Annotated in this window: 21 protein-coding genes, 2 tRNA genes and 1 riboswitch; of the genes, 10 read left to right on the top strand and 13 right to left on the bottom strand. The window is 72.3% G+C overall.

Annotation, left to right across the window (positions count from 1 at the left end; genetic code table 11):
- Positions 1 to 26 precede the first annotated feature (26 nt).
- From ACF08D_RS12740 to ACF08D_RS12750, 3 genes are all read left to right on the top strand, one after another.
- Positions 27 to 587 carry a GNAT family N-acetyltransferase gene (locus ACF08D_RS12740; protein WP_392222614.1) on the top strand — a complete coding sequence of 187 codons (561 nt, stop codon included), beginning with the start codon at positions 27 to 29 and terminating at the stop codon, positions 585 to 587.
- Positions 588 to 666: 79 nt separating this feature from the next.
- Positions 667 to 744, top strand: a riboswitch (cobalamin riboswitch).
- 160 nt (positions 745 to 904) lie between these two features.
- Positions 905 to 3,256: a ribonucleoside-diphosphate reductase subunit alpha gene (locus ACF08D_RS12745; protein WP_392222615.1), complete on the top strand. Its 2,352-nt coding sequence runs from the start codon at positions 905 to 907 to the stop codon at positions 3,254 to 3,256.
- Positions 3,247 to 4,269, top strand: coding sequence for a ribonucleotide-diphosphate reductase subunit beta (locus ACF08D_RS12750; RefSeq protein WP_392222616.1), 1,023 nt, complete (start codon positions 3,247 to 3,249; stop codon positions 4,267 to 4,269). Before ACF08D_RS12745 ends, ACF08D_RS12750 begins: the two co-directional genes overlap by 10 nt.
- 77 nt (positions 4,270 to 4,346) lie before the next feature.
- Here the strand turns inward: ACF08D_RS12750 and ACF08D_RS12755 are convergent, their stop codons facing one another.
- From ACF08D_RS12755 to ACF08D_RS12785, 7 genes are all read right to left on the bottom strand, one after another.
- A complete protein-coding gene (locus ACF08D_RS12755; RefSeq protein ID WP_392222617.1) occupies positions 4,347 to 5,084 on the bottom strand; it encodes a D-Ala-D-Ala carboxypeptidase family metallohydrolase in 738 nt (245 codons plus the stop codon).
- A gap of 155 nt (positions 5,085 to 5,239) precedes the next feature.
- Complete coding sequence (def, locus tag ACF08D_RS12760; RefSeq protein ID WP_392222618.1) at positions 5,240 to 5,872, bottom strand: peptide deformylase; 633 nt, start codon at positions 5,870 to 5,872, stop codon at positions 5,240 to 5,242.
- Positions 5,873 to 5,960: 88 nt separating this feature from the next.
- Positions 5,961 to 6,941 carry a tetratricopeptide repeat protein gene (locus tag ACF08D_RS12765; RefSeq protein WP_392222619.1) on the bottom strand — a complete coding sequence of 327 codons (981 nt, stop codon included), beginning with the start codon at positions 6,939 to 6,941 and terminating at the stop codon, positions 5,961 to 5,963.
- 386 nt (positions 6,942 to 7,327) lie between these two features.
- Complete coding sequence (rsrA, locus tag ACF08D_RS12770) at positions 7,328 to 7,627, bottom strand: mycothiol system anti-sigma-R factor (RefSeq protein WP_392222620.1); 300 nt, start codon at positions 7,625 to 7,627, stop codon at positions 7,328 to 7,330.
- Positions 7,624 to 8,280, bottom strand: coding sequence for a sigma-70 family RNA polymerase sigma factor (locus tag ACF08D_RS12775; protein WP_392223180.1), 657 nt, complete (start codon positions 8,278 to 8,280; stop codon positions 7,624 to 7,626). Before ACF08D_RS12775 ends, rsrA begins: the two co-directional genes overlap by 4 nt.
- A 317-nt stretch (positions 8,281 to 8,597) precedes the next feature.
- Positions 8,598 to 9,239 (bottom strand): alpha/beta family hydrolase, encoded by a 642-nt coding sequence (locus tag ACF08D_RS12780; RefSeq protein ID WP_392222621.1) that lies wholly within the window; start codon positions 9,237 to 9,239, stop codon positions 8,598 to 8,600.
- 25 nt (positions 9,240 to 9,264) lie between these two features.
- A complete protein-coding gene (locus tag ACF08D_RS12785; RefSeq protein ID WP_392222622.1) occupies positions 9,265 to 10,086 on the bottom strand; it encodes an SOS response-associated peptidase in 822 nt (273 codons plus the stop codon).
- A gap of 51 nt (positions 10,087 to 10,137) precedes the next feature.
- On the opposite strand from ACF08D_RS12785, the gene ACF08D_RS12790 reads away from it, so the two are divergent.
- From ACF08D_RS12790 to ACF08D_RS12805, 4 genes are all read left to right on the top strand, one after another.
- Positions 10,138 to 10,830: a M50 family metallopeptidase gene (locus tag ACF08D_RS12790; RefSeq protein ID WP_392222623.1), complete on the top strand. Its 693-nt coding sequence runs from the start codon at positions 10,138 to 10,140 to the stop codon at positions 10,828 to 10,830.
- Positions 10,831 to 10,867: 37 nt separating this feature from the next.
- A complete protein-coding gene (gene aroA / locus ACF08D_RS12795) occupies positions 10,868 to 12,184 on the top strand; it encodes a 3-phosphoshikimate 1-carboxyvinyltransferase (protein WP_392222624.1) in 1,317 nt (438 codons plus the stop codon).
- Positions 12,185 to 12,188: 4 nt separating this feature from the next.
- Positions 12,189 to 13,202 carry a ribosome small subunit-dependent GTPase A gene (gene rsgA / locus ACF08D_RS12800; RefSeq protein ID WP_392222625.1) on the top strand — a complete coding sequence of 338 codons (1,014 nt, stop codon included), beginning with the start codon at positions 12,189 to 12,191 and terminating at the stop codon, positions 13,200 to 13,202.
- Positions 13,203 to 13,379: 177 nt separating this feature from the next.
- Positions 13,380 to 13,703, top strand: coding sequence for a DMT family transporter (locus ACF08D_RS12805; RefSeq protein ID WP_392222626.1), 324 nt, complete (start codon positions 13,380 to 13,382; stop codon positions 13,701 to 13,703).
- Here ACF08D_RS12805 and ACF08D_RS12810 read toward each other — a convergent pair.
- On the bottom strand, positions 13,669 to 14,301 hold the full coding sequence (locus tag ACF08D_RS12810) for a TetR/AcrR family transcriptional regulator (protein WP_392222627.1): 633 nt from the start codon (positions 14,299 to 14,301) through the stop codon (positions 13,669 to 13,671). The two genes, ACF08D_RS12805 and ACF08D_RS12810, sit on opposite strands and share 35 nt — an antisense overlap.
- Before the next feature lie 110 nt (positions 14,302 to 14,411).
- Between ACF08D_RS12810 and hisN the strand changes: the two genes are divergently transcribed.
- Together hisN and ACF08D_RS12820 are read left to right on the top strand one after the other, a co-directional pair.
- A complete protein-coding gene (hisN, locus tag ACF08D_RS12815; protein WP_392222628.1) occupies positions 14,412 to 15,209 on the top strand; it encodes a histidinol-phosphatase in 798 nt (265 codons plus the stop codon).
- 140 nt (positions 15,210 to 15,349) lie between these two features.
- The gene (locus ACF08D_RS12820) at positions 15,350 to 15,754 is read left to right on the top strand and encodes a cyclic nucleotide-binding/CBS domain-containing protein (RefSeq protein WP_392222629.1); all 405 of its coding nucleotides are present in this window, start codon (positions 15,350 to 15,352) and stop codon (positions 15,752 to 15,754) included.
- 133 nt (positions 15,755 to 15,887) lie between these two features.
- On the opposite strand, the gene ACF08D_RS12825 is transcribed toward ACF08D_RS12820, so the two are convergent.
- A complete protein-coding gene (locus ACF08D_RS12825; protein ID WP_392222630.1) occupies positions 15,888 to 17,339 on the bottom strand; it encodes a catalase in 1,452 nt (483 codons plus the stop codon).
- A 153-nt stretch (positions 17,340 to 17,492) separates the two neighbouring features.
- Here ACF08D_RS12825 and ACF08D_RS12830 point away from each other — a divergent pair, with 153 nt between their 5' ends.
- The gene (locus ACF08D_RS12830) at positions 17,493 to 17,909 is read left to right on the top strand and encodes a Fur family transcriptional regulator (protein WP_392222631.1); all 417 of its coding nucleotides are present in this window, start codon (positions 17,493 to 17,495) and stop codon (positions 17,907 to 17,909) included.
- Between the two features lie 122 nt (positions 17,910 to 18,031).
- On the opposite strand, the gene ACF08D_RS12835 is transcribed toward ACF08D_RS12830, so the two are convergent.
- From ACF08D_RS12835 to ACF08D_RS12850, 4 genes are all read right to left on the bottom strand, one after another.
- A tRNA-Met gene (locus ACF08D_RS12835) sits at positions 18,032 to 18,105 on the bottom strand.
- Positions 18,106 to 18,234: 129 nt separating this feature from the next.
- Positions 18,235 to 20,196: a tetratricopeptide repeat protein gene (locus ACF08D_RS12840; protein ID WP_392222632.1), complete on the bottom strand. Its 1,962-nt coding sequence runs from the start codon at positions 20,194 to 20,196 to the stop codon at positions 18,235 to 18,237.
- A gap of 219 nt (positions 20,197 to 20,415) precedes the next feature.
- Positions 20,416 to 20,489, bottom strand: a tRNA-Met gene (locus tag ACF08D_RS12845).
- Between the two features lie 76 nt (positions 20,490 to 20,565).
- Entirely contained in the window at positions 20,566 to 23,520 is a 2,955-nt protein-coding gene (locus ACF08D_RS12850) for a UPF0182 family protein (protein ID WP_392223181.1), read from the bottom strand.
- Between the last annotated feature and the right edge of the window lie 16 nt (positions 23,521 to 23,536).

Raw genomic sequence — 23,536 nt, forward strand, 5'->3', positions numbered from 1 at the left:
TCGCCGTGCCGCACCACACTCGCACCATGGACATCACCATCAGGCCGGTACGGCCGGAGGAACACGGGGCGCTCGCCGAGGTCACGGCCGGGGCGTACCTCGACGACGGGCTGCTGGCCTTCGGGGAGAGCGACGAGCACCTGATCGGGCTGCGGGACGTGGCCGGCCGGGCAGCCGCGGCGGAGGTGCTGGTCGCGGTGGGCGAGGACGGGCGGGTCCTGGGCGGGGTGACCTTCGTCGCGGACGGCACCGCCCGGGGCGCGGAGCCGGACGGCACCGCCCGGGGCGCGGGGGGCGGCGCCGGGTGGGCCGGCGAGGCCGGTCTGGCCGGCGCCGGGGAGGCCGAGCTGCGGATGCTGGCGGTGGCCCGGGAGGCGCGGGGACGGGGCGCGGGAGAGGCGCTCGTACGTGCATGTGTCGAGCGGGCGCGGGCACAGGAGGGGTGCCGGCGGCTGGTGCTGTCGTCGCGGCAGTCCATGCGGGCGGCCCACCGCGTCGTGGAGCGGCTGGGGTTCGTCCGTACCCCGGAACGGGACTGGGAGCCCGCTCCGGGGGTGACGCTCCGCACGTACGGCCTGTCCCTCTGACACGTCGACCGACACAACATGTGGGGGGTGCCTCAACGGGCGCCCCCCACATGTATGCTCGTCCTCGCTGTCGCCGCAGGGGAATCCGGTGGAAATCCGGAACTGTCCCGCAACGGTGTGTTGGCGTGCCTTCGTACACGTTACGAGTCCGATGACCTGCCGACAGCGCGCCCGGACCGTCCGGCCCGGGTGCCCAGACGTCCGGGCCTCGCGGAGCAGGCCGGTGGACGCGGTGCTTCGCGCCCCCGTGCCCGGGCGCGCCCGCTTCCCCGCCCCCGCTCGCGATGGCCCCGAGCCGAGCGAGGGAGAGCCTCCACGTGACCATCGCGCCAGCCGATCCGGTTTCAGCGATCGAGAGCGACGGCCCCGGGACCGCACTGCTGCGGACCCTGACCGACCTCACGGCCGATCTTCCCGACACCGACCCCGGCCGGGTCGCCGCCGCCGCGCTGCGCGGCCGGCACGCCGGTTCGGACGAGGCCGAGCTGCGCGAGCTCGCCACCGAGGCGGCCGCGGGTCTCATCTCGGAGGACCCCGCCTACTCCCGGCTCGCGGCGCGGCTGCTGACCCGGACCATCGCCGAAGAGGCGGCGAGCCAGGGCTCGGTGTCGTTCTCGGCGTCGGTGGCCGTGGGGCACCGCGAGGGCCTGATCGCGGACCGCACAGCCGCATTCGTCGAGCTGCACGCGGACCGCATGGACGCCACCATCGACCTCGACGGGGACGACCGGTTCGGTTACTTCGGCCTGCGGACGCTCTACTCGCGCTACCTGCTGCGCCACCCCATCACCCGCAAGGTGATCGAGACCCCCCAGCACTTCATGCTGCGCGTGGCCGCAGGTCTGGCCGAGGACGACTCGGTGCGGGCGCTGGACGAGGTCGAGGCGCTGTACCGGCTGATGAGCCGGCTGGACTACCTGCCCTCCTCCCCCACCCTGTTCAACTCCGGCACCCGGCACCCGCAGATGTCGTCGTGCTACCTGCTGGACTCCCCGCTGGACGAGCTGGACTCCATCTACGACCGCTACCACCAGGTGGCGCGGCTGTCGAAGCACGCGGGCGGCATCGGCCTGTCGTACTCCCGCATCCGGGCGCGCGGTTCGCTGATCCGGGGCACCAACGGGCACTCCAACGGCATCGTGCCGTTCCTCAAGACGCTGGACGCCTCCGTCGCGGCCGTGAACCAGGGCGGCCGGCGCAAGGGCGCCGCGGCCGTCTACCTGGAGACGTGGCACGCCGACATCGAGGAGTTCCTGGAGCTGCGCGACAACACCGGTGAGGACGCGCGGCGTACGCACAACCTCAACCTGGCGCACTGGATCCCGGACGAGTTCATGCGCCGGGTGAACGCCGACGCCACGTGGTCGCTGTTCTCGCCGTCCGACGTGCCGGAGCTGGTGGACCTGTGGGGCGAGGAGTTCGACGCCGCCTACCGGGCCGCCGAGGCCAGGGGCCTGGCCCGCAAGACGATGCCGGCGCGTGAGCTGTACGGCCGGATGATGCGCACCCTGGCGCAGACCGGCAACGGCTGGATGACCTTCAAGGACGCCTCCAACCGCACGGCCAACCAGACCGCCGAGAAGGGCCACACGGTCCACTCCTCGAACCTGTGCACCGAGATCCTGGAGGTCACGGACGACGGGGAGACGGCCGTCTGCAACCTGGGGTCGGTGAACCTGGGCGCGTTCGTGGCCGGCGATTCGATCGACTGGGAGCGGCTGGACGCCACGGTCCGTACGGCCGTCACGTTCCTGGACCGGGTCGTCGACATCAACTTCTACCCGACCGAGCAGGCCGGGCGCTCCAACTCCAACTGGCGGCCGGTGGGCCTGGGCGCGATGGGCCTCCAGGACGTCTTCTTCCAGCTGAAGCTGCCGTTCGACTCCCCCGAGGCGCGTGCGCTGTCGACGCGGATCGCCGAGCGGATCATGCTCGCGGCGTACGAGGCGTCCGCCGACCTCGCCGAGCGGCACGGTCCGCTGCCCGCGTGGGAGAAGACCCGGGCGGCCCGCGGGGTGCTGCACCCCGACCACTACGACGTGGAGCTGACCTGGCCGGAGCGCTGGGACGCGCTGCGCGCCCGGATCGCCTCCGTGGGCATGCGCAACTCGCTGCTGCTGGCGATCGCCCCGACCGCGACGATCGCCTCGATCGCGGGCGTGTACGAGTGCATCGAGCCGCAGGTGTCCAACCTCTTCAAGCGCGAGACGCTGTCGGGCGAGTTCCTCCAGGTCAACTCCTACCTGGTGGACGAGCTGAAGCGGCTCGGCGTGTGGGACGCCCAGACCCGTGAGGCGCTGCGCGAGAACAGCGGCTCGGTGCAGGGCTTCACCTGGATCCCGGCCGAGGTGCGCGAGCTGTACCGCACGGCGTGGGAGATCCCGCAGCGCGGCCTGATCGACATGGCCGCCGCCCGGACGCCGTTCCTGGACCAGTCGCAGTCGCTGAACCTGTTCCTGGAGACGCCCACCATCGGCAAGCTGTCGTCGATGTACGCGTACGCCTGGAAGCAGGGTCTGAAGACGACGTACTACCTGCGGTCGCGCCCGGCGACCCGGATCGCCCGTGCCGCCGCCCGGGCGACCGCCCCCGTACCCGCGCAGGTGACCACGGAGGACGCGGTCGCCTGCTCCCTGGAAAACCCCGAGTCCTGCGAGGCATGCCAGTAATGAGCTCCACCGAGAAGAACCTGCTCGACCCGGGCTTCGAGCTGACCCTGCGCCCGATGCGCTACCCGGACTTCTACGAGCGCTACCGGGACGCCATCAAGAACACCTGGACGGTGGAGGAGGTCGACCTCCACTCGGACGTCGCGGACCTGGCCAAGCTGACGCCGGGCGAGCAGCACCTGATCGGCCGTCTGGTGGCGTTCTTCGCCACCGGCGACTCGATCGTGGCGAACAACCTGGTGCTGACGCTGTACAAGCACATCAACTCCCCCGAGGCGCGGCTCTACCTGAGCCGGCAGCTGTTCGAGGAGGCCGTGCACGTCCAGTTCTATCTGACGCTGCTGGACACCTACCTGCCCGACCCGGAGGACCGCGCTGCGGCCTTCGCGGCGGTGGAGAACATCCCCTCCATCCGTGAGAAGGCGCAGTTCTGCTTCCGCTGGATGGACTCGGTCGAGAAGATCGACCGGCTGGAGACGAAGGCCGACCGCCGCCGCTTCCTGCTGAACCTGATCTGCTTCGCCGCGTGCATCGAGGGCCTGTTCTTCTACGGGGCGTTCGCCTATGTGTACTGGTTCCGGTCCCGGGGCCTGCTGCACGGCCTGGCGACCGGCACCAACTGGGTGTTCCGCGACGAGACGATGCACATGAACTTCGCGTTCGAGGTCGTGGACACCGTCCGCAAGGAGGAGCCGGAGCTGTTCGACGACGCGCTCCAGCAGCAGGTCACCGACATGCTGAAGGAGGCCGTCGAGGCGGAGCTGCAGTTCGGCCGCGACCTGTGCGGTGACGGCCTGCCGGGCATGAACACCGAGTCGATGCGCCAGTACCTGGAGTGCGTCGCGGACCAGCGCCTGACCCGCCTGGGCTTCGCGCCGGTGTACGGCTCGGAGAACCCGTTCTCGTTCATGGAGCTGCAGGGCGTCCAGGAGCTGACGAACTTCTTCGAGCGCCGTCCGTCCGCCTACCAGGTGGCCGTGGAGGGCTCGGTCGACTTCGACGAGGAGTTCTGAGCCGTCCCGTGTGACGGTTGGTGTGCCGTGGGCCCCGTACCTCCCCTTCCCGGGGGGGGTGCGGGGCCCCCGGCGTCTCAGATGCCGCAGCCGGACGCGGACCAGAAGCGGCTCGCCCGGTGGTCGAGGTGGGTGTGGTCGCCGTGTCCGGGGTAGCCCGGGCCGAGGATGCCGTTGAAGCCGTGGTCGCGGGCCTGCTGGGCGAGGCGGCACAGCGAGTGCGGCCCGGCGCCCAGGTCGGCGGCGTCCCCGTACAGATGGCGGCTGCCGGACGCCCCGCCGACCGCGTCGTTGCAGGCGTGGGAGCGGAAGCCGCTGGTGACGGTGATGGGCCGGTCGCCGAGCGCGTGGCGCAGGGCCTCCAGCTTCCACATGGTGCGCAGGGCGTTGGACTTGGCGGCGGCGGCGCTGACGGCCCCGCCGGCCCAGGTGGTGTTGCAGTCGTTGAGTTCGGCGTAGGAGAAGTGGACGGGTGTGCAGTCGTCGTCCTGGAGGGCGTAGATCCTGGCGAAGGTCGCCGGCCCGGCCACGCCGTCGGCGGGGAGCCCGTACGCGGCCTGGAAGCGCTTGACCGCCGCGGTGGTGGCGGGGCCGTACTGCCCGTCCACGGCGAGGACGCCGCCGGTTCCGGGGTAGCCGGCGACCCGGATCTGGAGCTGGGTGACGTCGGCGCCGGACGCGCCCTGGGAGAGGGTGCGCGACCAGGTGTGGCAGCCGTCGGCGTGGGCGGTGCCGGCGGTGGCGACCACCCCCACCACGGCGGTAGACGTGAGCATGACAAGCGAGAGCAGGAGTCGTGCGATCCGTCCCGACATCGGGCCTCCATCCGGTGGGCGACTGCCCCCGAGCCTGGCCGGATCCGTCGACGCGCGTCAACAGGGCGGCGGGGAACGTCATTCGTCCGCCCAATGGCGGCCACGCGAAGGCCCCGTCCCGGTCACCGGAACGGGGCCTTCGGCGGGCCGGGCGCTCAGTCGTTGGGCACGACCGGGTAGCGCGGGGTGCCCTCGGCCATCTGCTTCAGCGCGTCCTTGCGCTCCCGCTTGGAGAGCCGGTCGATGTAGAGGTACCCGTACAGGTGGTCCGTCTCGTGCTGGAGGCAGCGGGCGAAGTACCCGGTGCCACGCACCTTGATGGGGTTGCCCTGCGCGTCCTGGCCGCGCACCACCGCGTAGTCGGGCCGGGCCAGCGAGGCGTACGCCGTCGGGACGGACAGGCAGCCCTCGTTGGAGTCGTCGAGCACCCGCCGGTCGGCCGGCAGGTCTTCCAGCACCGGGTTGCACACGACGCCGGTGTGCCGCACGCCCTCGTCGTCCGGGCAGTCGTAGACGAAGACCTTCAGGTCGACACCGATCTGGTTGGCGGCCAGGCCGACGCCCTCGGCGGTGCGCTGGCTGGCGAACATGTCGTCGATCAGCCGGGCCAGTTCACCGTCGAACTCGGTGACGTCCTTGCACTCCTTGTGCAGCACCGGGTTGCCGACCACCGTGATGGGGCGCGAGGTGCCGCGCTCGCGGTACGCGCGCTCGCGCTCCTCGCAGTCCTCCGTGTCGACGACGAAACCCTCGTCGTCGACCTGCTGAGCCGTCTCCTGCTGCGCCATGTCCGCCTCTGCGCCTTTCCCTGGTACCTGATGCCGCCCCGTGCCGTTCCGCACGCGCGCGTTGTGCCCGTACAGCCTACGGCCAGGCTCAGCAGACTTCCTCGAGATCCCGCCACTCACGGCTGTCCGGGCTGTCCGCCACCCAGCCGTCCAGCAGGCCCCGCACCAGCCCGGCGGGCGCGGCGATGCCGCACTCCCGCTCCGGCACCCACAGCTCGCCGGGCGACCGGTGCCCCAGCGGCCCGGGGTGGCCCGGCTCGCTGTGGTCGTGCGGGTCCAGGTGCTCGCCCTCGCCCTCGGCGCTGGGCATCCGCGACTCCGAGCAAGCCCGGCACAGCAGCCGCACCGACGACGACCAGTCCTCCGCCGCGAAGCCCGCCTCGGCCGCCAGCCGTTCCAGCGCGTCCCGGTCGTCCTCGGTGGCCGCCTCCAGCAGCACCACCCAGGTCGGCACCGGCGACGGCGCCCACAGCTCGATCTCGTCGAACACCGGGAAGCTGTGCCCCGCCGAGGTCGTCCGCTCGCCGTTGGGCACCCCGTCGTGCAGCACGACCTCGCCCCAGCGCCGCCCCGAGGACGGCAGCGGGATGGACAGCACCTCGATCCGCGCGGGGTCCAGCCGGCGGCCCCACACCACCTCGGCCTCGCCCTCCGGCGACAGCCGTACGGCGGCGCTGCCCAGCTCCATCCCGGTCGGCTCACCGCCCGCGGCGGCCGCCCCGGGCACCTTCAGCCCGTACGCCTGCCAGGCGCGGCGGGCCAGCGGCCAGTCCTGGAGCGCGGTGGCGGCGATCCCGACGTTCCACCAGTCGGGGGCCCCGGTCTCCTTGTCGAGCAGCGCGACCGCCCGCAGGCCCGCGGTGCGCGCCTGCTCCCAGTCGTGCCGGAACTTGTGCAGCAGGGCCAGGTTGAACCAGGACTCGGAGAGCCAGGGCTCCAGGTCCGCCGCACGGGTCAGCAGCGCGCCCGCGTCCTCGTACCGCCCGTCCCCGATCAGCGTGAACGCGCGGTCGGTGGCCTGCCGCCACGAGGCGGAGGGCCGATGCCGTACCTTCCCGAAGATCCTCACGTTTCCCGCCTGCCGGTCTGCCGGTCGCTGAAGGTCTCTGCCCCCGGACACCCTCTTGTTCGCATCCAACCATGCCGGGTCGCACGCCCGCTCATTACCCATGGGTTACCCAGGGGCCGACCCGGCGACGCGGCCCGGGGCGAGGACGATGGCGCGCGGCCCCGCCCCGTTCGGGTGAGGGAGCCGCCCGCCGTCCGGGCTCGCCCGGTCCGGAGCGCGAGGGCGCCCCGTCCGCGTGGACCGCGCCTTCCCCGGCAGATCCGTCGTACGCGTGCGCGGTACGGGATGATCCGCAGGCACCGGCCCGGGGCAGCCGCGGGGGCGGCCCGCCGGGGGCCTGCGGGGGCGTGGAAAGGGGCCGCCGGGGCCTCGGGGCCCCGGCGGGTTCACTCCTGGGTGGCGGCGGTGATGTCGTGGTCCGGCACGGCCTCGCCCGACCGGATCAGCTCGATCCGGCCCATGACCTTGGCCCGCAGGTCGGAGGGGACGTCATCGTGTCCGCAGCACCGCTTGACCAGCTTCTTCACGGCCTGCTCCAGCCCGTACTTCTCCAGGCACGGGGAGCACTCCTCGAAGTGCACCTCGAACTTGGTGCAGTCGCTGTCGGGCATCTCGTGGTCGAGGAACTCGTAGAGGTGGTCCAGGACCTCCGAGCAATCCGTCTCGTGCGGCTCTCCGCAGCTCATGAGCCCGAGCCTTTCCCGTTGTTCGACGACTCTCCGGCGCCCGCGGGAACGAGCCCGCGTTCGCGGGCGTAGTCCTCGAGCATGCCGCGCAACTGGCGACGGCCACGGTGCAGTCGGGACATCACCGTACCGATGGGTGTACCCATGATGTCCGCGATCTCCTTGTACGCAAAGCCCTCGACATCCGCCAGGTAGACCGCGATGCGGAACTCCTCCGGGATCGCCTGGAGGGCCTCCTTCACATCGGAGTCGGGCAGGTGGTCCAGCGCCTGGGACTCGGCGGACCGCAGGCCGGTGGACATGTGGGACTCGGCGCGGGCGAGCTGCCAGTCCTCGATCTCCTCGGCCGCGCTGCGCTGGGGCTCGCGCTGCTTCTTGCGGTACGAGTTGATGAAGGTGTTGGTGAGGATCCGGTACAGCCAGGCCTTGAGGTTGGTGCCCTCGCGGAACTGGTGGAAGGACCCGTACGCCTTGGCGTAGGTCTCCTGCACCAGGTCCTCGGCGTCGGCGGGGTTGCGCGTCATGCGCAGGGCGGCCGAGTACATCTGGTCGAGGAACTCCAGCGCGTCCCGCTCGAAGCGCGCGTTGCGCTCGGCGGTCGTCTCCTCGTGGCCGTCGTCGGTCCCTGTGTCGGTCCCAGTGACCGGACCCACCTCCTCCAGCGCTTCGGCGGCGAGACCGAGTGCGGACCCGCTCGAATCGGAGAATAGTCGACCTTCCGGGGACAGGTCCTTCCGATTCTTTCCACCCGGGGTGCGGCTGGTCAGGCCGGGCGCGGTCCTGGCCGCGGGCAGCACGGTCCAGGCCTGCTCGGCGGCTGCCTGCGACCGGCTCGGGCAGATGGTCGAACCCATGCGACGGACTCCCTCTCCTGGCTCTGTTTCTCACCGACGCCCCTACAACACCGGACGGGCCGCCCGGCATTCCCGCCGGGGCGCGCGAGGCGCGGGGCGGGCGCGCGGTGGCCGCGTCAGCCGGTGAGGGTGTCCGCCCAGGCGGCGACCGCGTCGGTGATCACCTTCAGCGCGTCCTCCTGGGTGAGCGGCGCCCGTCCGGGCACGGCGAACCCGTGGTCGCCGAAGGGCACCTCCACCAGCTCGTGGCCGCCCGGGGGGAACTCGGCCGGGGCGCCGAACGGGTCGCTGCCGCCCTGGACGACCAGCGTGGGCACCCCGGCGCCGAGCAGCTCGTCCGCCCGGGACTTCTCCGGCCGGCCCGGCGGGTGGAGCGGGAACGACAGCGCGAGCACGGCGCGGGCGCCCAGCTCCGCCGCGGTGCGGCAGGCCACCCGGGCGCCGGCGCTGCGGCCGCCGGCCACCACCGGCGGGCCGGCGGCGCGGAGCGCGGGCCACAGGTCGCGCCAGCCCTCGTCCAGCCGCTTGGGCGCGGGGGCCAGCTTCTTGCCGGCCACCCGCCAGGGCTGCTCGACGAGGGCCACGGTCACCCCGGTGGCGGGGAGGGCGGCGGCGATTGCGCGGAGGTCGCGGGCCTCGACGCCGCCGCCCGCGCCGTGGCCGAGGGCCAGCACGAGCCGGGCGGCGCCGCCCCCGGGCTCGTACCAGGTGATGCGGGCGTCCCCGAGGCCGGTCGGGACGGTGTCGGTGGTGGTCACCGGGCCATCCTGCCCTGTGCGGGGGTCAGAAGAGCGTTCCCTCCTCGGGGGCGGCGATCTCCTCCAGCAGCTCGGGGCCGTTGTTGCGGACGTTGCTGACGGAGGTGGCCACCGGGTAGGCGCGCATCAGGCCCGCGGGCGGCGGGGTCAGCAGGGAGCGGAGGTCGTCGGGGTCGGTGCGGGAGGGGTCCAGCCAGGCGTCCCACCGGTCGGGGGTCAGCATCAGCGGCATCCGGGGGTGGATGTCGGCCAGTGAGTGCGGGCCCTCCTCGGGGGCGACCCCCAGCGGCTCCTTGTCGGCCTCCGTGGTGATCACCGAGCAGGTGGCCCACCAGGCCCCCGGGTGCTCGGGCGGCAGGGTGGGGTCGCGCCAGAACTCGTACAGCCCGGCCATGGCGAAGACGGAACCGTCGGCGGGGGTGACGAAGTACGGCTGCTTGCGGGCGCGCTTCTTCTTGCCCTGCTCCTCCAGCTGCCGCTCGGCGGCGCCGGTCACCCACTCGTAATAGCCGTCGGCGGGCAGGATGCAGCGGCGCTGGGCGAAGGCGCGGCGGAAGGCGGGCTTGTCGGGGACGGTCTCCGCGCGGGCGTTGATCATCCGGGCGGCGCCCTCCGGCGTCTTCGCCCAGGACGGCACCAGGCCCCACTTGAGGACGCGCAGCTGCCGAACCGGACGGTCGGGATCCGCGTCCTTGTCCTTGAGAGGGCGTTCGAGGACCGCGTGGACCTCCTTGGTGGGGGCCACGTTCCAGTCGGGGGCCAGGGTCTCCTCCGGCTCCCACTTCTCGATCTGGAAGAGTCCGGTCAGATCCTCGGGCCTACGGCTCGCCGCATATCGTCCGCACATACTTGCCCAGCCTGCCACGCGCCACCGACACCACGAGGAGCCGTCCGAGAAATGGCCAGCACCGATCTGCTCGGTACCCAGCCCGCCCCGGACCTGTGGCTCGTCGTCGTCACCGCCGTCGCCGCACTGGCGGTGACCGTCCCGCACCGGGTGTGGCGGCTCGCGCGCAACGCGGTGACCATCGCCCACGAGGGCGGCCACGGGCTGGTCGCCCTGCTCACCGGCCGCCGCCTCGACGGCATCCGGCTCCACTCGGACACCAGCGGCCTCACCGTCAGCCGGGGCAGGCCCACCGGACTGGGCATGATCCTGACCGCCGCCGCCGGCTACACCGCGCCCTCGCTGCTCGGCCTGGGCGGCGCCTGGCTGCTGGCCGCCCACCGGGTCACCCTGCTGCTGTGGATCGCCACCGCGCTGCTGCTGGCGATGCTGGTGATGATCCGCAACGCCTACGGGGCGCTCACGGTGATCCTGACGGGCGCCGCGTTCGTGCTGGTGTCGTGGCTGACGGAGCCGGACGTGCAGTCGGCGTTCGCGTACAGCGCGGTGTGGTTCCTGCTGCTCGGCGGGGTACGGCCGGTGTTCGAGCTCCAGGCGAAGCGCCGCCACGGGGGTGCGCCGGACTCGGACGCGGACCAGCTCTCCCGGCTCACGCACGTCCCGGCGGCACTGTGGCTGTTCTTCTTCCACGCCGTCACCCTCTGCTCGCTGATCGGCGGGGGGCGCTGGCTGCTCGGGCTGTGATCGGCCGTGACCATCCGCCCCTATTAAAGTGAGGGGCATGACCGAAACCCCCGCACAGCTCGATCTCTGGCCGGCCCCGTACGCGACGGGAGCCGTGGACGCGACCGTCACCGTGCCCGGGTCCAAGTCGGTCACCAACCGGGCCCTGGTGCTCGCCGCGCTCGCCTCGGAGCCCGGCTGGCTGCGCCACCCGCTGCGCTCGCGCGACACCCTGCTGATGGCGGAGGCCCTGCGCACCCTGGGTGTCGGCATCGAGGAGGGCGTGGGCCCGGACGGCACCGGCGAGCGGTGGCGGGTCATCCCGGCGGGCCTCCACGGCCCCGCCACGGTGGACGTGGGCAACGCGGGCACGGTCATGCGCTTCCTGCCGCCGGTCGCGGCGCTCGCCACCGGACCGGTCCGCTTCGACGGCGACCCGCGCTCCTACGAGCGGCCGCTGCACGGGGTGATCGACGCCCTGCGCGTGCTGGGCGCCCGGATCGACGACGACGCGCGGGGCGCGCTGCCGATGACGGTGCACGGGGCGGGGGCGCTGGAGGGCGGCCCGGTCGAGATCGACGCCTCGTCGTCCTCGCAGTTCGTCAGCGCCCTGCTGCTGTCGGCGCCGCGCTTCAACCAGGGCGTGGAGGTGCGGCACACCGGCGCCCGGCTGCCGTCGATGCCGCACATCCGGATGACGGTCGACATGCTGCGGGCGGTCGGCGCCCAGGTCGACGAGCCGGAGACGGGCGGCGAGCCCAACGTGTGGCGGGTCTCCCCGTCGGCGCTGCTGGGCCGCGACCTGACCATCGAGCCCGACCTGTCCAACGCGCAGCCGTTCCTGGCCGCGGCGCTGGTCACCGGCGGCCGGGTCACCGTCCCGGACTGGCCCGCGCGGACCACCCAGCCCGGTGACGCGCTGCGGGAGATCTTCACCGAGATGGGTGGCTCCTGCGGGCTGACCGAGGAGGGCCTCACCTTCACCGGCACGGGCCGGATCCACGGCATCGACGTGGACCTCGGCGAGGTCGGCGAGCTGACCCCCGGCATCGCGGCCGTCGCCGCGCTCGCCGACTCCCCCTCGACGCTGCGCGGTGTGGCCCACCTGCGGCTGCACGAGACGGACCGGCTGGCGGCGCTCACCAAGGAGATCAACGAGCTGGGCGGTGACGTCACGGAGACCGCGGACGGGCTGCACATCCGCCCCCGCCCGCTGCACGGCGGCGTCTTCCACACGTACGACGACCACCGGATGGCGACGGCCGGGTCGGTGATCGGCCTGGCCGTACCGGGTGTCGAGATCGAGAACGTCGCCACCACGGCCAAGACCCTGCCGGGCTTCCCGCAGATGTGGACCGGAATGCTCGAGGCCTGACGACATGCGCCGCTACGGCAAGCACACCGACGAGGACGACATCCGCTCCCGGCCCAACCGCAAGGGCAACCGGCCGCGCACCAACATCCGCCCCAAGCACGAGGACGCCGCGGAGGGCATGGTCCTGACCGTGGACCGCGGCCGGCTGACCTGTCTGGTGGAGGAGCGGGTGGTCCTGGCGATGAAGGCCCGCGAGCTGGGCCGCAAGGCGGCGGTGGTCGGCGACCGGGTGTCCCTGGTGGGCGACCTGTCCGGCCGGAAGGACACGCTGGCGCGGATCGTCCGCATCGAGCAGCGCGGTTCGGTGCTGCGGCGCACCGCCGACGACGACGATCCGTACGAACGGGTGGTCGTCGCCAACGCCGACCAGCTCGCCATCGTCACCGCCCTCGCCGACCCCGAGCCGCGCCCCCGGCTGATCGACCGCTGCCTGGTCGCGGCCTTCGACGGCGGCCTGGAGCCGCTGCTGGTGCTCACCAAGTCGGACCTCGCCCCGCCGGAGAAGCTGCTGGAGCTGTACGGCGCGCTCGACATCCCGTACGTGGTGACGACCAAGGACGAGCTGTACGACGGGCACACCGCCGCCGACCGGGTGCGCGAGCACCTGGCGGGCCGCACCACCGCGTTCGTGGGCCACTCGGGCGTCGGCAAGACGACGCTGGTCAACGCGCTGGTGCCGGAGGAGAGGCGGCGGCTCACCGGTGACGTCAACGCGGTGACCGGCCGGGGCCGGCACACCACCACCTCGGCGCTGGCGCTGCCGCTGGACCGCGCGGAGGGGTGGGTGATCGACACTCCGGGCGTCCGGTCCTTCGGGCTGCACCATGTGGACCCCTCGCGGGTCATCCACGCCTTCCCGGACCTGGAGCCGGGTACGGAGGCGTGTCCGCGCGCGTGCAGCCACGACGAGCCGGACTGCGGGCTGGACGCCTGGGTGGCCGAGGGGCACGCCGACCCGGCCCGGTTGTTCTCGCTGCGGCGGCTGCTGGCCACCCGGGAGCGACGCGAGGGCGACTGAGGCGGCCCCCGCCCCGGGCGCACGCGGGGTGCGGCCGGGGCGACGCGTGGCGCTCGTTCGCGGATGCTTCCGACCGGTAAGTGCATAATCGCACCGAGTGACATCCCGCGGTCACCGGCATCACTCACCGCGCCGTCACCGAGGTCACCGAGGTCACCGACGCGGGAGGCACTGACGATGGCGTGGCTGCTGGTGATTGTCGCCGGGTTCCTGGAGACCGGGTTCGCGGTCTGCCTCAAGCTCTCGCACGGTTTCACGCGCCTGTGGCCGACGGTCGCGTTCGCGTGCTTCGCGCTCGGCAGCTTCGGCCTGCTGACCCTGTCGCTGCGGAAGCTGGACATCGGCCCGGCGTACGCGGTGTGGACCGGGATCGGCGCGGCGGGGACGGCGATCTACGGGATGGTCTTCCTCGGCGACCTGGTGTCCGTCCTGAAGATCATCTCGATCACGCTGGTGATCGTGGGCGTCATCGGTCTCCAGCTGTCGGGCTCGTCGCACTGAGGGCGGCCAGGGCCCCGAGGGCGTCGCGCAGCGCCGCGCCCGCTCCGCACGGGCCGGGGGCGACGACGTACGAGAGGACCAGCCGCACCGCCAAGTCGCACACCTCCCGGCCGGGGTCGTCCCCGCTCCGCGCGAGCGCGGCGCGCACCCGGTCCCGTACCGCCGCCAGCAGGTCCCCGGGGGCGGGCGGCGGCCCGGTGCCGGCGCGGCGCCGCGCCGCCGCCGGGCCGGCCGGGGCCCGGGTGCGGGAGGGGGCGCGGCGCGGGGCGGGCAGCCGGTCGTCCCAGCAGCCGGTGAGCAGCGCGCGCAGCAGGGGGCGGGCGGCGGCCCGCGCGACGGTCCACTCGGCGAGGGCGGCGAGGCGCGCGGGGGCGTCCGCCGGGGCGCGCAGGACCCGGTCCACGCCGCGCAGATAGGCGTCCGCCTCCCGGTGCGCCAGGGCGCGGGCGAGCCCCTCCTTGCCGCCGAACTCGTGGTAGAGCGTCTGCCGCGAGACGCCCGCCGCCGAGGCCACGTCGACCATCCGGACCGCCGGCCAGGGCAGCTCCCCGAGCGCGGTGGCGGCGGCGTCCAGCAGTGCGTCCCGCGCGGTGGGCATCGTCGCCTCCCAGGCCGTCGCTCCGGCTCCGCGCTCAGGGTCGACAGGGGGCCGGGGGCTGTCAAGAGGCGCCGCAGGACCCCTTGCCGGACCGGGATAGAGTCGGGCGCATGGCCGACTACCACGATGATCTGCGTCTTGCCCATGTCCTCGCGGACGCCGCCGACGCCGCCACCATGGACCGGTTCCGCGCCCTGGACCTGAAGGTCGAGACGAAGCCGGACATGACGCCGGTGAGCGAGGCGGACAAATCCGCCGAGGAGCTGATCCGGGGCCAGTTGCAGCGGGCACGCCCGCGTGACGCGATCCTCGGCGAGGAGTACGGGGTCGAGGGCACCGGTCCGCGCCGCTGGGTGATCGACCCGATCGACGGCACCAAGAACTATGTGCGTGGTGTGCCGGTGTGGGCGACCCTGATCGCGCTGATGGAGGCGGGTCCGGGCGGCTTCCAGCCGGTGGTGGGCGTGGTGTCGGCGCCCGCGCTGGGCCGCCGCTGGTGGGCGGCGAAGGGGGCGGGCGCGTACACGGGCCGCAGCCTGACGTCGGCGACGCGGATCCAGGTGTCGCGGGTGTCGCGGCTGGCGGACGCCTCGTTCGCGTACTCCTCGCTGAGCGGCTGGGAGGAGCAGGGGCGGCTGGACGGCTTCCTCGACCTCACGCGCGCGTGCTGGCGGACCCGCGCCTATGGCGACTTCTGGCCGTACATGATGGTGGCGGAGGGGTCGGTCGACATCTGCGCCGAGCCGGAGCTGTCGCTGTGGGACATGGCCGCACCGGCGATCGTGGTCCAGGAGGCGGGTGGCACGTACACCGCCCTCGACGGGACGCCCGGGCCGCACGGCGGCAACGCGGCGGCGTCCAACGGGGTGCTGCACGACGAGCTGCTGGAGCACCTGAACCGGGGCTGACCCCGCGTAGTGGCGCGTGCGCGCCAGGTGATGCACACCCCTTGTCGCCGGTCGGGCGGGCTGCCACTCTGACAGTCCCCCCATTTGTGCACTTGTGAATCCCTTCTCATGGAGGGGTTCGCCAAGGAGGTGGTCCGTCCATGCTCGTTCGTGACGCCATGAGCACCGTCGTCCTCACCATCGGCCCGGCCCATACGCTTCGCCAGGCGGCGGCGCTGATGGCGGCGCGCCGCGTCGGCGCGGCCGTCGTCCTCGACCACGACACCAGCGGCGTCGGCATCCTCACCGAGCGGGACATCCTCGTCTCGGTGGGGTCCGGCCAGAACCCGGACCTGGAGACGGCCGGCGCGCACACCACCACCGACGTCGTCTTCGCCGCGCCCGACTGGACGCTGGCCGAGGCCGCCCAGGCCATGGCGCACGGCGGCTTCCGGCATCTGATCGTCCTGGAGGGCGACGGGCCGGTGGGCATCGTCTCGGTGCGCGACATCATCCGCTGCTGGGCACCGGTGCGGCTGCGGGAGGCCACCCTGGCGGCGGGCTAGGCCCTCCTGTCCGGATCGGGCCGGCCCCGGGAGCGGACAGGCCGGAAGGCCGGCCCGGGGAGCGGACGTGCCGGAAGGCCGGCCCCCGCGACGGGAGCCGGCCTTCCTCTTACGACAAGCGATCCAGTGCTGTTCAGCCGCGCAGGGCCTGGACCGCGGCCTCCAGCCGCTTGCCGTAGTCCTCGTCCGCCTGGCGGAAGTTGTTGATCGCGCGCTCGGCGATGTCGTCGCGCGAGACCTTGGCGATGAAGCCGGACAGGTTGGCGATCAGGCGCTCCTTCTCCTCCTCCGTCATCAGGCGGTAGAGGTTCCCCGCCTGGACGAAGTCGTTGTCCTCGGCGTGGACGGGCGCCTCGTGGTCACCGGTCAGACCGGTGACCGCGACCGGCTGCCACAGCGGGCGGCCGGTCTGGTTCGGGCCGCCGAAGCTGTTGGGCTCGTAGTTCTTGGCGCCCGCGTGGCGGCCGTCGTAGAGGAAGCCGTCCCGGCTGTTGGTCCGCGCCTCGGTGGCGTGCGGGCGGTTCACCGGCAGGTGGTCGGCGTTGATGCCGACGCGGTAGCGGTGGGCGTCGCCGTACGCGAAGAGACGGCCCTGGAGCATCTTGTCGGGCGAGGGGCCGATGCCCGGCACGAAGTGCGCCGGGGAGAAGATCGACTGCTCGACCTCCGCGAAGACGTTCTGCGGGTTGCGGTTCAGCTCCAGCTTGCCGATCTCGATGACCGGGTAGTCCGCGTGCGGCCACACCTTGGTGAGGTCGAACGGGTTGAAGCGGTACGTCGCGGCCTCGGCGGCGGGCATGATCTGCACGCCGACGGTCCACGTCGGGAAGTCGCCGCGCTCGATGGCCTCGCGCAGGTCGCGCTGGTGGGAGTCGGGGTCCTCACCGGCGAGCCGGTTGGCCTCGTCCTGGGTGAGGCACTTGATGCCCTGGTCGGTCTTGAAGTGGTACTTGACCCAGAAGACCTCGCCGGCCTCGTTGTTCCACTGGAAGGTGTGGGAACCGAAGCCGTCCATGTGGCGGTAGCTCGCCGGGATGCCGCGGTCACCGAACAGCCAGGTCACCTGGTGGGTCGACTCGGGCGACAGGCCCCAGAAGTCCCAGACGTTGTCCGCCTCCTGGGAGCCGGTGTACGGGTCGCGCTTCTGGGTGTGGATGAAGTCGGGGAACTTGATGGCGTCCTTGATGAAGAACACCGGGGTGTTGTTGCCGACGAGGTCGTAGTTGCCCTCTTCGGTGTAGAACTTCAGCGCGAAGCCGCGCGGGTCGCGGACGGCGTCCGCCGCGCCGAGGTTGCCCGCCACGGTCGAGAAGCGCAGGAACGTTTCCGTCTGCTTGCCGACCTCGGAGAGGAAGTTCGCCCGGGTGTACCGGGTGACGTCCGCGGTCACCGTGAAGGTGCCGTACGCACCGGCGCCGCGCGCGTGGACCACTCGCTCCGGGATGCGCTCGCGGTTGAAGTGCGCGAGCTTCTCCATCAGCAGCTGGTCCTGGACCAGAACGGGACCACCGGCACCCGCGGTCTCGCTGTTCTGGTTGTCGGCGACCGGCGCGCCGGCCTCCGTGGTGAGCGGTCCCTGCGTCACGTGCGCCTCCTGCGTGTGTCCTGCCATGTCCAGCACGTCCTGTCCCTTGGCTTCTGCCGTAGCCGATCCTACAATGGACATTGTCTAAGTCAAGCCTGCTTCCAGAGTCACACCGATTCGGGACTTGGGTCCCCTGCTGTTAGGCTGGTTCTCATGAGTGACCTGTTGGAACGACTGCGTGGACGCGGCTGGCGGATGACCGCCCAGCGACGTGTCGTGGCCGAGGTCCTCGACGGGGACCACGTACACCTGACCGCCGACGAGGTGCACGCGCGCGCCGTGGAGCGGCTCCCCGAGATCTCCCGGGCGACCGTCTACAACACGCTGGGTGAGCTGGTGACGCTGGGCGAGGTCCTGGAGGTCTCCACGGACCGCCGCGCCAAGCGGTACGACCCCAACGCCCACCGCCCGCACCACCACCTGGTGTGCGCCCGGTGCGGAGCCATCCGCGACGTGCACCCGACGGGCGACCCGCTCGCGGACCTGCCGTCCGCCGAGCGCTTCGGCTTCACCGTCTCGGACGTCGAGGTCACCTACCGGGGCGTGTGCCCCGCCTGCGCCTCCGCCTGAGCCGGCACCCGACGTCACTGTGCCCCCGCCGCGATCGCGGCGGGGGCACAGTCGTGTGTGACGCAAAAGGTATGGGTACGCCGAAGGCCCGGATCCTGCTGGATCCGGGCCTTCGGTTTCAGTAGCGGGGACAGGATTTGAACCTGCGACCTCTGGGTTATGAGCCCAGCGAGCTACCGAGCTGCTCCACCCCGCGTCGGTGAACACCACCTTACGGGACGGTTCCGACGGGCGCAAATTCGTTGCAGCAACCACCTGACACGCGCGCGTGCGCGCCCCCGGCCCCGGCCCCGTGACACGGTTCAGCGGTTACGCGGTTACGCGGTTACGCGGTGAGCTCCTGGTGCAGCGCCTCGCTGAGCCGGGCGGCCCGCTCGGCGACCTCGGCGGGGCCCAGCTCCACGGCGCGCGCGCACCAGCGGCGCCCCTCGGACAGCTCGCCCCGGCGGGCGGCCAGCAGCGCCAGCCGGAGGGCGGCCCGGCCGTGGCCCGCCCGCGCGGCGCGGGTCCACCACAGCGACGCCTCCCGCTCGTTGCCGTCCCGGGCGAGCAGCAGGCCCAGGTTGAAGGCGCCGTTGCGGCTGCCCGCCTCGGCGGCCTCGCGGTACCAGCGGGCCGCCTCGGCGCTGTCCCCGCGGGCGGCGGCCAGCATGCCGACCCGGACCTGCGCCCGGCGGTGCCCCTGCTCGGCGGCCCGCTCGTACCACTCCTCGCACTCGCTCTTGGGGGCCTGCGGCTCGCCGAGCGCCGGCGGCCCGGCCGGCGCCTGGCGGGCGTCGAGCACGGTGGCGAGGCGGAAGGCGGCCTCGGCGCTGCCGCCGCCCGCCGCGCACCGCAGATGGCGCTCGGCCTCCTGCTCGTCGCCGTCCCGGAGGCGGGCGATGCCCACCTGGAGCGCCGCCTCGGTGTGCCCGGCCGCCGCCGCCCGCTCGTACCAGCTCAGCGCCGTCGCGTCGTCGTCCCGGCCCGCGTGCAGGATGCCCAGGTTGAAGGCGGCGTCCACGCTGCCCGCCTCGGCCGCCTTGGAGAACCACGGCTCGGCGCCCTTGGGGTCGCCGCTCTGGAGGAGCAGGATCGCCAGCGCGTTGGCGGCCTCGCGGTGCCCCGCGTAGGCGGCGCGGCGGTACCACTGCTCGGCCTGGGCGATCCGGTTCTGGGCGGCGAACAGCAGGCCCAGGTTGTACGCGCCGTTGACGTCGCCCGCGTCGGTGGCCGCGCGGTACCAGCGCTCGGCCGTCTGGTGCTCGCCGCGGGCGGCGTGCAGGGCGCCCAGCGCGTTGGCGGCGTTGCCGTCGCCGTCCTGCGCGGCGCGCAGCCACCACACGGCGGCGCTGTCCTCGTCGCCCGCGTCACGGAGCAGGAAGCCCAGCGCGCAGGCGGCGCGGGACTCGCCGTCCTTGGCGGACGTCAGGTACCAGCGGCCGGCCTCCTTCAGCTCGCCGCGCCGTTCGAGGATGGCCCCGAGGTGCAGTGCGGCGCGGCGGTGGCCGCGGGCGGCGGCCTGCCGGTACCACTGCTCGGCCGTCTCGCCGGAGGGGGCGGCGCCGGTCGCCGGGCCGGTGGTGCCGGCCGGGTGGCGGGTCCCGGTGGAGGGGCCGGGGACGATGGCGTGGCGGGTTCCGCTGGCCGGGCCGGGGACGGTGGTCTCCTCGGCGGCAGGGGTACGGGCGCGCTCGGCGCGCTCCAGGGCGCGGGCCAGCCGGTACGCGGCCTCCCGGTGCCCCTGCTCGGCGGCGGCGCGCAGCCACCGCTCGGCGCCGACGTCGCTGCGGTGCTCCAGCAGGTCGGCGAGGGCGTACGCGCCGAGGGCGTGGCCCTGCTCGGCGGACTGGCGCAGCCAGTACTCGGCCGCCGGCTCGTCGCCGCGCTCGCGGTAGTGGCGGCCCAAAGCGTGGGCGGCGGCGGCCGAACCGGCGACGGCGGCGATCCGCCACCAGCCGGCGGCCTCGTCGGTGTATCCGCGCTGGTGCAGCAGGACGCCCAGGTTGTTGGCGGCGGCGCGGTCGCCCTCCGCGGTGGCGGCACGGAGGTAGGGCTCGGCGGCGTCCAGGTCGCCCCGGCGCAGCAGCAGCGCGCCGAGGACGCTCATGGCGGCGGTGTCACCGCTCTCGGCGGCGCGGCGGTGACGCTCCTCGATCTCCACGATCTCGACGGCGTCACCGGTACCGGCGCTGTCCATGGCGGTGGACTCCATGGCAGCGCTCATCACATCTGCGGCGCTATCGGCGTGCCGCTGCACAAACCGCCCTGTCTCCAACAGAGTTGCCCTGTCCCCCATAATTTTCATCGTCGCACCACCTGCTACCCGCGTACACCTGGTATACCGCAGCCAGTGAGGTCACTTCAGCGTTTTGTCGACATGCCCACAGGGAGACAAGTCAAACACGTTGCACCTCAACTGCCCCCGTCAGGGCCGTTCTTCACACCGGCCCCGCCCCTTCTTCCGCCGCCCCCCGACGGCATGACAAAAGCCCGGATCCTGAGGGATCCGGGCTTTTGCTTTTCGTAGCGGGGACAGGATTTGAACCTGCGACCTCTGGGTTATGAGCCCAGCGAGCTACCGAGCTGCTCCACCCCGCGTCGTTGTGTCACCACCGTATCACGGCGCGGGGGTGCCTCCCGCCCGCCCGGTGAGGGGCGGGCGGGAGGACCGGAGTCAGCCTGCCGGGGCGGGCTCGGCCTCACCGGCCGGGGGCTTCTCCGCACCGGCCGCGGGCTTGTCGGCGTTCTTCCCGCCGTCGGCCTTGCGCTGGGCGTCCGCGTCGGCGACCCGCTGCAGGGCCGCCGCCAGTTCGTCCTGCGCCTTGCCGTAGGCCGTCCAGTCGCCCTTCTTCAGCGCCGCCTCACTGTCCGCGAACGCCTTCTGCGCGTCGGCGATGGCGGCCGCGAGCGCGGCCTCGCCGGTGGGCGGCGGCTTGGTCGGGTCGCTCGGCGGCGGTGTGGTGGGCGTCTCGCCGTCCACGCCGAACACCGTGTTCAGCGCCTGGGCGAGGGTGTCCTCGAACACCGTGGTGTCCTTGGTGGTGTCGCCCGCCGGCTGGTCCGCGTCCACGTACGACACGGCGACCTTCCGCAGCAGCGGATAGAGCGCGTTGCGGCCCTGTGCGTAGATCGGCTCCACGTACAGGAAGCCGCCGTCCAGCGGCACCGTCAGCAGGTTGCCGTACTGGATGTCGGAGTCGGCGCCCTTGAGGTCGCGGACGAACTGGGCGACGGAGGGCAGGCTGTTGAGCTTGTTCTGCACCTGCGCCGGTCCCGGCACGTCCGAAGTGACCCTCAGGAGTCTGATCTTGCCGTAGTCCTTGCTGTTGGCGTCGGCGTCGACCGCCATGAAGGCACCCAGGTTGGGCCGGCCGTTGGGGGTGAAGGTCGTCGTCAGCGAGAACTGCTGCTGCGTCTCCCCCGGCATCTTCAGGCTCAGGTAGTACGGCGGAACCGCGTTGCCGTTCTTGTTGGTCGGGTCGTCCGGCACCTGCCAGGCGTCACTGCCGCTGTAGAACTGGGCGGCGTTCTGCACGTGGTAGCGGGTCAGCAGCTCGCGCTGGACCTTGAACATGTCCTGCGGGTAGCGCAGGTGCTCGCGCAGGTCGGCCTTGATGGCGCTCTTGGGCTCGACCGTGCCGGGGAACGCCTTCATCCAGGTCTTGAGGACCGGGTCCTCGGTGTCCCACTGGTACAGCTTGACCGTGCCGTCGTACGCGTCGACGGTGGCCTTCACCGAGTTGCGGATGTAGTTGACCTGGTTCTGCTGGGCGACCACCGCACGCGTCTGGTTGTTGGCCGTGAGCGAGTCCGTGGTGGTGTCCCCCAGCGTCGTACGGGACGCGTACGGGTAGCCGTTGGTGGTGGTGTAGGCGTCCACGATCCACTGGATGCGGCCGTCGATCACCGCCGGGTAGGCGTCGCCGTCGATGGTCAGCCAGGGCGCGACCGCCTCCACCCGCTGCTTGGGCGTGCGGTTGTAGAGGATCCGGGAACCGTCACCGATGGCGCCGGAGTACAGGATCTGCGGCTCGCTGAACGCCACCGCGTACGCGGCCCGGTTGAAGGTGTTGGAGAGGTTGACCCCGCTCTTGCCCTTGTAGCTGGTGGTCTTCTCGCCGTTCTCCTCGTAGTCGAGCTCCTTCTGCGGCCCGCCGACGATCGAGTACTGCTCGGTCTTCTCGCCGTAGTAGATCCGCTGCTCGTACTTGGGGGTCTGGCCGGTGGTCGGCAGCCCGGACTCGGTGAAGATCGGGGAGCCGTTGGCGTCCGTCGCCGTGCCCGTGGCCATGATCGCGCCATAACCGTGGGTGTACGTGAAGTGGTCGTTGATCCAGTTCCGCTTCGGGATGCCCTTGATGTTCAGCTCACGCAGACCGATGACCGTGTCCTTGCCCTGGTACCGGTCGACGTCGAGCGTGGTCGGGAACTGGTAGTACTTCCGCCGCTGCTCCAGCTGCTGGAAGGTCGGCGACACGATGTTGGGGTCGACGAGCCGGTAGCTGGCGGCCGCGTCGGAGTCCGCCCGCAGCTTGTCCTTCGCCTTGACCGTGGACTTGCCGGAGTAGTTCTCCGCCTTCGTCCGGTCGATGTCGTACGCCTTGCGGGTCGCCTCGATGTTCTTCTCGATGTACGGCGCTTCCTTGGCCTGCTCGTTCGGCTGGACCTGGAACTTCTGCACGATCGCCGGGTAGAGCCCGCCGATCAGGATCGCCGACAGGACCATCAGGCCGAAGCCGATCACCGGGAGCTGCCAGGTGCGGCGCCAGAGCGTCGCGAAGAACAGCACGGCGCAGATCGCGGCGATGCAGAAGAGGATGGTCTTCGCCGGCAGGTAGGCGTTGGCGTCCACGTACCGCAGGCCCGTCCAGTTGCCCGTCGCCTTGAAGTCGCTGGACTTGACCGCCAGGCCGTACCGGTCGAGCCAGTACGCGACGGCCTTCAGCGAGACGAAGACGCCGAGCAGGACGGACAGGTGCCCGGTCGCCGCGGCGGTCGCACGCGCGCCGGGGCTGGTGACCCGCAGCCCGCCGTACAGGTAGTGCGTCAGGGCGGCGGCGATCAGGGACAGCACGGTCGCGGCGAAGCCGAAGCCGAGCAGGAACCGGTACCACGGCAGGTCGAACGCGAAGAACGACACGTCGAGGCCGAACTGCGGGTCCTTCTGCCCGAAGGGCACGCCGTTGACCCACATCAGCCAGGTGCGCCACTGGCCGGAGGCCGAGGCACCGGCGATCAGGCCGACCAGGGCCGTGATCGCCAGCAGCACCCACTTCTTGTACGGGGCCAGGCCCATCCGGTAGCGGTCCAGGCTCTGCTGCTCCAGCGACATGGCGCTGAGCGGCGGGCGCAGCCGGTGCGCGAGCCAGATGTTCAGTCCTACCGCCAGGGCCATCAGCAGGCCGAAGACGGCGAACAGTCCGATCTTGGTCCACAGGGTCGTGGTGAAGACGGACGAGTAGTCGACGGACCGGTACCAGAGCCAGTCCGTCCAGAACCCGGCGAACATGACGAAGAGCATGGCCAGCACGGCCAGCACGCCCAGTGTCATGAGCAGGGTGCGGGCCCGCCGGGAGGGCCGGCCGACTCTGATCCGTGGCCCGGTCGGGCCTCCGCCGCGGTCCGGCATCTGGAAAGCCAACGTG

The sequence above is a fragment of the Streptomyces sp. NPDC015131 genome (assembly GCF_043079975.1).
GTDB lineage: Bacteria > Actinomycetota > Actinomycetes > Streptomycetales > Streptomycetaceae > Streptomyces.